The sequence below is a fragment of the Microcystis wesenbergii FACHB-1317 genome, assembly GCF_014696875.1.
Taxonomy (GTDB): Bacteria; Cyanobacteriota; Cyanobacteriia; order Cyanobacteriales; family Microcystaceae; genus Microcystis; species Microcystis wesenbergii_A.
In genome coordinates this window covers 33,351-43,032 of record NZ_JACJQV010000161.1, presented here as the reverse complement: position 1 = coordinate 43,032, position 9,682 = coordinate 33,351, and the positions used below count along the sequence as shown (strand labels likewise).

8 protein-coding genes are annotated in these 9,682 nt (G+C 41.8%); 4 read left to right on the top strand and 4 right to left on the bottom strand.

Annotated elements, in window-relative coordinates:
- The first annotated feature begins 66 nt into the window (after positions 1-66).
- Both H6F92_RS14705 and purN read left to right on the top strand, forming a co-directional pair.
- Positions 67-396 carry a hypothetical protein gene (locus tag H6F92_RS14705; RefSeq protein WP_190358507.1) on the top strand — a complete coding sequence of 110 codons (330 nt, stop codon included), beginning with the start codon at positions 67-69 and terminating at the stop codon, positions 394-396.
- A complete protein-coding gene (gene purN, locus H6F92_RS14700) occupies positions 393-1,031 on the top strand; it encodes a phosphoribosylglycinamide formyltransferase (protein WP_190358506.1) in 639 nt (212 codons plus the stop codon). The genes H6F92_RS14705 and purN overlap by 4 nt, the downstream gene beginning before the upstream one ends.
- Before the next feature lie 230 nt (positions 1,032-1,261).
- Here purN and H6F92_RS14695 read toward each other — a convergent pair whose 3' ends face one another.
- From H6F92_RS14695 to H6F92_RS14685, 3 genes are read right to left on the bottom strand one after another with little or no spacing between them, the layout of a single operon-like run.
- A complete protein-coding gene (locus H6F92_RS14695) occupies positions 1,262-1,858 on the bottom strand; it encodes a Uma2 family endonuclease (protein WP_190358505.1) in 597 nt (198 codons plus the stop codon).
- 46 nt (positions 1,859-1,904) lie between these two features.
- On the bottom strand, positions 1,905-2,492 hold the full coding sequence (locus H6F92_RS14690; protein ID WP_190358504.1) for a Uma2 family endonuclease: 588 nt from the start codon (positions 2,490-2,492) through the stop codon (positions 1,905-1,907).
- A 46-nt stretch (positions 2,493-2,538) separates the two neighbouring features.
- On the bottom strand, positions 2,539-3,126 hold the full coding sequence (locus H6F92_RS14685) for a Uma2 family endonuclease (protein ID WP_190358503.1): 588 nt from the start codon (positions 3,124-3,126) through the stop codon (positions 2,539-2,541).
- Positions 3,127-3,507: 381 nt separating this feature from the next.
- Between H6F92_RS14685 and H6F92_RS14680 the strand changes: the two genes are divergently transcribed.
- Positions 3,508-6,228 carry a valine--tRNA ligase gene (locus H6F92_RS14680; RefSeq protein WP_190358502.1) on the top strand — a complete coding sequence of 907 codons (2,721 nt, stop codon included), beginning with the start codon at positions 3,508-3,510 and terminating at the stop codon, positions 6,226-6,228.
- Positions 6,229-6,297: 69 nt separating this feature from the next.
- Here the strand turns inward: H6F92_RS14680 and H6F92_RS14675 are convergent, their stop codons facing one another.
- Entirely contained in the window at positions 6,298-7,734 is a 1,437-nt protein-coding gene (locus tag H6F92_RS14675; protein WP_190358501.1) for an NADP-dependent isocitrate dehydrogenase, read from the bottom strand.
- A 491-nt stretch (positions 7,735-8,225) separates the two neighbouring features.
- On the opposite strand from H6F92_RS14675, the gene H6F92_RS14670 reads away from it, so the two are divergent.
- Positions 8,226-9,509: a protein kinase domain-containing protein gene (locus tag H6F92_RS14670; protein WP_190358500.1), complete on the top strand. Its 1,284-nt coding sequence runs from the start codon at positions 8,226-8,228 to the stop codon at positions 9,507-9,509.
- The last annotated feature ends 173 nt before the right edge of the window (positions 9,510-9,682 follow it).

The following is a 9,682-nucleotide window of genomic DNA, read 5'->3' as shown; positions in this document are numbered from 1 at the left end:
AGAACAGAGTAAATCTGTTAAGGCAGGTGCGAAAAATCCTTCGGGAAAGAAGCAGAAACCCAAATCGTGAGGTTTGGGAATCGCCGTCCGTTTTACGGCGGCGAGGATGTCAAGAATCTCAATGAGTTGCCAGGGGCCGATATCATCTTACCCGGACTGAGAGATCTTCACAATGGTGAGTCCAATACCATTGGGGCGCTGCTAGTTGCGATCGCATCGACGCGCCTAACGGAAGTCGGTTTCGATATCCCTAAAAATCACCTAGCTTCAGAGCCTGAGCTAACCTTGTATGCCTATCTCCAAGAGGAACGGGATGATGCTTATTCTTACTATAATGCTTTGCTGAATCGCCTCAATAGCTTTTGCAATGCACTCGAACTCGGTTATAAAATATGATGACAATTTCCCCAAGTTTAATTTCTCCCGATCTTAGTTTGGCCAATATTCCCCTAGAGGAAACCCTCTCTTTAGGAGTGATGGCTTCTGGTAGTGGTTCCAATTTTGCTGTTTTGGCGGCAGCGATCGCTAAAAAACAACTTAATGCCCGGATTCCCGTCCTCATCTACAATAATCCCGATGCCAAGGTAAAAGAAAAAGCCGATCACTACAATATCCCTGCGGTTTTCCTCGATCATCGTCAATTTAAACCCAGAGAAGAACTCGATCGGGCAATAGTCGAAACTTTCCAAGAATACGGCGTAAAATGGGTAATTATGGCGGGCTGGATGCGAATTGTCACCCCGGTTTTACTAGATGCTTTTCCCGATCGCGTGATCAATATCCATCCTAGTTTACTACCCAGTTTTAAAGGTGTGCGTGCCGTGGAACAAGCTTTAGCGGCAGGGGTAAAAGTGACCGGATGTACTGTGCATATCGCTCGCGCGGAGGTGGATAGTGGACCGATTTTAATGCAAGCAGTGGTTCCCATTCTCCCCGATGATACCCCGGACAGTCTCCACGAACGCATTCAAGTGCAAGAACATCGCATTTTCCCGGTAGCGATCGCTTTAGCGGCGAAATTGGGTCTGTAGAGATAGATTTCTCGACTCCTTGGCGAGAATACCGGCAAAAAAACGAAAATTCAAGGCAAATCGTTAAATAGGGTTTGCGGCAAAAAGTTTGTTGGTGGGGTTAGGAGTCAGTAGCCAGTAGTCAGGAGTCAGGAGAATTAAGAATGAATAATAATCAGTTAAATGGTCTATTTACAGACTTTATGCTATTTAATCCTTATTTTTGCCGTTTTTGAACCCTGAAAAATTAATTATGCAAGAGGTTTATTAATTATATTAAAAGTAACTCCTTCGTAAATTTCCTGAAAACTGAGAGCAAAATTGACAGAAGTTAAAGATAAACTGGCATTTTCACCCTCATATTCCGTTAATAACCATTTATTTTCTTCAGTTTTGTTATACTGCATGATATAGGGACGACTTTGACTGATCAGAATATATTCTTGAAATTCCGGCAGCGAACGATAATAGAGAAATTTATCGCCCTGGTCATAATTTTGAGTTGATTTTGAGAGGACTTCTACTATTAATCTGGGATTGGTAACAGTTGTCTTACCAGTTTCATAATAAATCGGTTCACCCTCAATTAACATCACATCGGGATAGGTTGCCTGACGATATTGCACTATCCATAATTTCACATCACCGATAAAAATATTATATTTCTGTCCTTTGAGGGCAAATTTTAAATAAGCGGCAAAATTGAGAGCAATTTTATTATGATCGGTAGTGCCTCCTGTCATCGGTACGATTTCCCCGTCTTGATACTCATGTTTATAGGCTGCCGTTTCCTCTAGTTGTAAATATTCGGCAAAGCTATAGGTACTTTTATCTGTTGCTATGGTCATAATTGATTGATTCTTTGGTTAACTTAAGCTGATTAAAACAACTGTTTTAATCATTGATTATATTAAAAGTAACTCCTTCGTAAATTTCCTGAAAACTGAGAGCAAAATTGACAGAAGTTAAAGATAAACTGGCATTTTCGCCCTCGTATTCCGTTAATAACCATTTATTTTCCTCAGTTTTGTTATACTGCATGATATAGGGACGACTTTGACTAATGAGAATATATTCTTGCAATTCTGGCAGCGAACGATAATAAAGAAATTTATCGCCCTGGTCATAATTTTGAGTTGATTTTGAGAGGACTTCTACTATTAATCTGGGATTGGTAACAGTTGTCTTACCAGTTTCATAATAAATCGGTTCACCCTCAATTAACATCACATCGGGATAGGTTGCCTGACGATATTGCACTATCCATAATTTCACATCACCGATAAAAATATTATATTTCTGTCCTTTGAGGGCAAATTTTAAATAAGCGGCAAAATTGAGAGCAATTTTATTATGATCGGTAGTGCCTCCTGTCATCGGTACGATTTCCCCGTCTTGATACTCATGTTTATAGGCTGCCGTTTCCTCTAGTTGTAAATATTCGGCAAAGCTATAGGTACTTTTATCTGTGGCTATGGTCATAATTGATTGATTCTTTGGTTAACTTAAGCTGGTTTAAACAACTGGTTTAATCATTGATTATATTAAAAGTAACTCCTTCGTAAATTTCCTGAAAACTGAGAGCAAAATTGACAGAAGTTAAAGATAAACTGGCATTTTCGCCCTCGTATTCCGTTAATAACCATTTATTTTCTTCAGTTTTGTTATACTGCATGACATAGGGACGACTTTGACTGATCAGAATATATTCTTGAAATTCCGGCAGCGAACGATAATAGAGAAATTTATCGCCCTGGTCATAATTTTGAGTTGATTTTGAGAGGACTTCTACTATTAATCTGGGATTGGTAACAGTTGTCTTGCCAGTTTCATAATAAATCGGTTCTCCCTCAATTAGCATCACATCGGGATAGGTTGCCTGACGATATTGCGCTATCCATACTTTAACATCACCGATAAAAATATTATATTTCTGTCCTTTGAGGGCAAATTTTAAATAAGCGGCAAAATTGAGAGCAATTTTATTATGATCGGTAGTGCCTCCTGTCATCGGTATGATTTCCCCATCTTGATACTCATTTTTATAGGCTGCCGTTTCCTCTAGTTGTAAATATTCGGCAAAGCTATAGGTACTTTTATCTGTTGCTATGGTCATAATTTAAGTAGCTGGTTATAATTAAATTAAAAATGGATTTTAGGTTCGATCCCCCCTACCCCCCTTGATAAGGGGGCTGCCGATCTCCCCCTTATTAAGTAGGGTTGATTCATGAATCAACCCTACCCCTAGTAGGGGGGCATCTGAAAGTTTTTAATACCTACCCACTTATTGATCGACTCCCTCAATTGATTATAGCAATTATTATACTGGTGAGATGCAAAAAAGTTACCAGAAATTAGCTATTTTTACCCAAGTAAAAGATAACAGCTATCTTAATAGGACTCTTAAAATTTTTTAGCCAGCAACTAAACAGGAATTTGATCTCTCCCAAATGTGGGACAATTGACAAAGAACTAAGAATTGTAGAATCCCCCCATCATGACCTCGGAACTATCGAAGCAATACGATCCCAAGATCACAGAAACGAAATGGCAGCAATATTGGGAAAATCAAGAAATATTTACAGCAAACCCCGAAAAAGGCGGCGAAACCTACTGTATAGTCATCCCCCCTCCCAATGTTACCGGTAGTCTCCACATGGGTCACGCTTTCGAGAGTTCCCTAATTGATACACTTGTTCGCTACAAACGCATGACCGGCAAAAATACCCTCTGGCTGCCCGGTACAGATCACGCTAGTATTGCAGTACAGGCTATACTCGATCGCCAATTAAAAGCCGAAAAAACCGACCGTTATCAACTAGGAAGGGAAAAATTCCTCGAACGCGCTTGGCAATGGAAAGAGGAGTCTGGTAGTACCATTGTTAATCAACTGCGACGCTTGGGGGTATCCGTCGATTGGACGCGGGAACGTTTCACCATGGATGAGGGACTCTCCCATGCTGTCCGTACTGCTTTTATCAAACTCTATGAGGACGGATTAATCTATCGCGGTCAATACTTAGTTAACTGGTGTCCCGAATCCCGGTCGGCCGTTTCCGATTTAGAGGTGGAAAACAAGGATATTGAGGGAAATCTCTGGTATTTTCGCTATCCTCTTAGCGATAGTAGCGGTTATCTTCAAGTAGCCACCACAAGGCCCGAAACCATGCTCGGTGATACTGGTGTCGCTGTCAACCCGCAAGACCCCCGTTATCGCCATTTAATCGGCAAAACCGTCACTTTACCGATAATGGGGCGAGAAATCCCGATTATTGCCGATGAATTAGTGGATCCCCAATTCGGTACCGGTTGCGTCAAAGTTACGCCGGCCCACGATCCCAAGGATTTTGAGATGGGTAAACGCCATAATTTAGCCTTTATTAATATCATGAATTTAGACGGCAGTTTAAACGAAAATGCCGGAATATTCGCAGGTCAAGATCGTTTTGTTGCCCGCAAAAATGTTGTTAAAAAACTCGATGAAGACGGCTTTTTAGTTAAGATTGAAGCCTATCGCCATAGTGTCCCCTATAGCGATCGAGGTAAAGTTCCCGTGGAACCCCTTTTATCGACCCAATGGTTCGTTAAAATTGAACCTTTAGCCACAAAAGCTTTAACCTGTTTAGATCAGGAAAACTCGCCCCGTTTTGTGCCAGAAAGATGGACAAAAGTTTATCGTGATTGGTTAGTTAAACTAAAAGATTGGTGTATTTCTCGACAACTGTGGTGGGGTCATCAAATTCCCGCTTGGTATATTATCAGTGAAACTAATAACGAAATTACTAACCATACTCCCTTCGTCGTTGCCCCAGATGAAACCTCCGCTTTAGCTAAGGCCAAACAAGAGTATGGAGAGGATATAATTATTCAACAAGACCCTGATGTTTTAGATACTTGGTTTTCCTCGGGATTGTGGCCATTTTCGACTATGGGATGGCCAGAAAAAACCCTTGATCTAGACACCTATTACCCCACCACAACCCTCGTCACTGGTTTTGATATTATCTTCTTCTGGGTGGCAAGAATGACGATGATGGCAGGGTATTTTACGCGACAAATGCCCTTTAAAGATGTCTATATTCACGGTTTAGTTAGGGATGAAAACGGCAAAAAGATGTCTAAATCTGCCAATAACGGCATCGATCCCCTAATTTTAATTGATAAATATGGAACCGATGCTTTACGATATACCTTAATCCGAGAAGTGGCAGGAGCAGGACAGGATATCAGTCTGCAATACAACCGTAAAACCGATGAATCGGAATCCGTAGAAGCAGCCCGAAATTTTGCCAATAAAATTTGGAATGCTTCCCGTTTTGTCATGATGAATCTGGAGGGAAAAACCCCAGAAGAATTGGGAGAACCAGTTTTAGAAAATTTAGAATTAGCTGATCGCTGGATTTTATCTCGTTATCATCAAACAGTGCAAAAAACTAGAGATTATCTAGAAAATTATGGCATGGGAGAAGCGGCAAAAGGTCTATACGAATTTATCTGGGGCGATTTCTGTGATTGGTATATCGAGTTAGTGAAAACTCGTTTATGGAAGGATAAAGAATCGGTTTCCTGTGCTACAGCCCGGCAAACTTTGGCTTTTATCTTGGCAGGGACATTAAAATTATTACATCCCTTTATGCCCCATATTACCGAAGAAATTTGGCATAATTTAACCCAAGAAAATCAGCAGGTTTTAGCTTTAGAAACCTATCCAATAGCTGATAGTTCTCTGATCGATCTAGATTTAGAAAATACTTTTGAGTTATTAATTGAAAGTATTCGGGTGTTGCGTAATTTGCGGGCCGAAGCGGGGATTAAACCGGGAGCAACGATCACAGCAATTTTACAGACAGAAAACAGTCAAGAATTAGCTATTCTGCAACGCGGACAAGTGTACTTAAAAGACTTGGCCAAGATCGAAAACTTAATTTTGACGGCAAAATTAACCGAGGAAGTCAATCAAGCGATCGCTGGTGTTGTCGCTACGGTAGAAATCCTTATACCCCTGTCCGGATTGGTTGATATATCGGTATTGGCTGGGAAATTAGCGAAAAATTTAGCTAAAGTGGAAGGGGAAATCAAGAGTTTGAGCGATCGCTTGAATAAACCTAGCTTTGTCGAAAAAGCTCCAGAAGCTTTAATCCAAAAAACGAAGCAAGCTTTAGCAGAGTCCGAAAAACAAGCCCAAATTCTCCAAGAACGCTTAAAACGTCTGCATTAACGGAGGCAGGGGTTATTTTGGGGATTTTCCGAAAAATAGGGCAGTTTTCAGGCTACCCTAACCGGAAAATTAATCCCCAAAATGGGAGATGATTGCATCGGCAAATTCGGAACATTTCAGGGGAGGATTAACGGGAGGTTCCATCAGACGCGCTAAATCGTAGGTAACTTGTCGATTAGCGATCGCTGCTGCGATGCCTTTTTTAATCAAATCGGCTGCTTCTTGCCATCCCATGTATTCCAACATCATCACCCCAGAAAGAATCACCGAACCGGGGTTAATTCGGTCTAAACCGGCGTGTTTAGGGGCTGTACCGTGGGTTGCCTCAAAAATAGCGCAAGTATCGCCAATATTCGCCCCGGGTCCCATCCCTAAACCACCCACGATCGCCGCTGCCGCATCGGAGAGATAATCGCCATTCAGGTTCATGGTAGCGAGGATCGAGTATTCATCGGGACGGGTTTGGATCTGTTGGAAGATACTATCGGCAATGCGATCGTTAACCATAATTTTATCTTTCCACTGGCCATGGCCGTGGGTTTCCCAGATAGCATCGAGAACACTGGTCACTTCTTGGCATATTTTGGCTTTTTTCTCGTCCGTGAGGGCATCATAACCCGGTTCCACCATGCGGGCGTTATCTTCGATGGTCAGATCGGGGTTTTTCTCCTTATTACTCAGGATCCATGATTCCATCTCGGTGACGCACACATCCCGGAATTCACTTTTAGCTAATTCGTAACCCCAATCCCGGAAGGCCCCTTCCGTGTATTTCATAATGTTACCCTTGTGGACGAGAGTAACCTGATTTTTCGGTTTCGGTAAAGTCAGCGCTCGTTCGATCGCCCGGCGGACTAATCTTTGGGAACCCGTCTTACTAATAGGTTTGATCCCGATACCCGCATCGAGGGGAATTTGTTTGTTACCGTGTTCGGGAGTGGCGGGAATTAGTTCGGTGTTGAGATAATTAATCAGTTTATCGGCGATTTCCGTGCCTTGTTTCCATTCGATGCCGAGATAGATATCCTCGGTATTTTCCCGATAGACGATGACATCGAGTTTTTCCGGGGTTTTATGGGGGGAAGGGGTTCCCGCATAGTAACGACAGGGACGAACACAGGCATAGAGGTCAAAAATTTGCCGCAAAGCCACATTCAGGGAACGAATGCCGCCACCGATGGGAGTGGTCAAGGGACCCTTGATAGCAATACCATATTCTTTAATCGCTGTCAAGGTATCTTGGGGTAGATATTGATAGGTCCCGTAGATTTCGCAAGCTTCATCGCCAGCATAGACTTTAAACCAATGGATTTTCCTTTGACCACCGTAGGCTGTGGCGATCGCCGAATCGATAACTTTTGCGGTTGCGGGCCAGATATCGACCCCCGTACCGTCACCACGAATGAAGGGAATGATGGGATCGTCGGGAACTAGAGGTTTTCCGTCAGAAAAAGTAATTGTCGAGCCTGTTGTCGGTGGGGTAATTTTTTCGTAGCTCACAGTCATGGGCTTCCAGAAACAGTATTTATCTATACGTTGGGAGTCTAGCGCCGTCAATATCTATACTCAGGGATTTTGGCTAATTTCTTAAAGATTCCCTTGCTGGCATCTCCGCCAGATAGTTCCAGAACATGGATTAATTTTATTGGCTCGATCGGGTAACTGTCAAGAAAACTGCTCTGGTTTCTCAGAGATTGAAGCGATTTTTCCCTCCCTTAATGCCCCTGGGCAATCCTAACGGATTCTTCGGCAATTAACTAACAGGAAAAAGTCAAGACAGTCTTAGAAATGCTCTCCGTTCCCTTTTGCTCTTCCCTTCGAGGTAGCCTTGGCGAACAGATAATTAATATAACTCAAATAGGACTGCCATAGCCATTCTTTCTAGGCAAGGCGGCAATTTTTAATCAATTGTTAAAATACCAAAAGGATGCTAAAGATGGCGGCTAGAGTTTCCAGAATGAGCTATCCTAGAGATACTACTTACGCCATCCTCCCCCATGCTCGATCGAGTTCTCCATAGTCGTTATCAAGTCCAACAGTTGCTGGGAAAAAAAACTATCTTAGCTAGGGACAGACACACCACCCAGTTAGTGATCATTAAACTTATTCCTGTTCCTAGTGGGCAAGGGAGTCAGTTTATCGGAGAAATAACCAGTAAAATCGCCCTGTTGCGACAACTCTCTCACCCATCTCTCCCCAAATACCTCGATAGCTTTGAGATAGATTCATCCCAAGAACAAATCATCGCTATTGTCCGACCTTATTTATCGGCGCAGCCTTTGGAAAACTATCTTAACTCCAGTTGTTTGTTAGCAGAACAAGAACTCAAACAAATTGCCAAATATCTCTTGGAGATTCTCTCCTATCTCCATCAGCAGGATGTCCCCCTTAACCACGGCAATATCAAACTTAGTAATATCCTCTTTGATACTCAGTCTCATCGTTTTTATCTAGTTGATTTTGCCTTTGATTCTGATTCTCTCATCACGGACTTACAGGCTCTAGGCAAAACTTTGATCAGTTTAGCCACCGGGATTAATCATCGTTACATACCAGAAAACTTTGAACAAAAAACTAATCTGAGTGCTTTTTTTATCTATTGGTTAAAAAAATTATCAAATTCCCACCCAGACTATAATTTTCGCTCAGTAACCGAAGCTTTAGCCAGTTTATATAGTTGTCAATTGATCCTAGTATCTATTGGCAATGTTACCAAACCCTACGGCAGTGAAGTTATTGTTTATAAAAAAGATAATCTCCTGCAAATAAAAATCGCTAGTAAAACCAAACAAAAGTTTTTCAACAATCTCAAAAACCAGTTAAGACAATTTCTCCCTTCCCTATTTTTTACCATCATCCTCTTAACCATAGTCGCTATTTACGATCTAAAACTGGTCGCTTTTTTAATCCCGATTATCCTAATTTTTCTGCTCAATTTAATCTCCGCTAGTTTATCTTGGCAGTTGTTCAAATCTTTTTGGCAGGGAGAACTAGAGTTAAAAATTACCCCCAAAAAAGTTTCTCTTTACCAAAAACTCTGGGGACTGAAATTTAAACTAGCTGCCGATGCCGCTAGTTCCGAAATTTATAGTCTCATGCGTCGCAATGTCACTGTCACTATGCAGGGAGAAAATCTTACTATTGTTCCTCCTTGTCTGGCCCTGATTGCTAACCATCAAGAATATATTATCACTGCTAGTGAAGATGTTAGCGAAGCAGAATTAGATTGGTTGGCACAACAATTAAGCGATTGGCTACGTTTACCGATTACGAGAATTTGACTTCTCCTCCGCATAAATGACAGTGGATTCTAAGGGGATGCTAGGCAACGGGATCAATCAAAGTCTTAGCCAACAAGGTTTTTAGATTTATTCAGCCAGCCCTACTTAAAGCATTGACTAGGCTCGCTCAAAAGTCCTATAATGTTAGGGTCTAGGTTGCCAATCTAGTAACT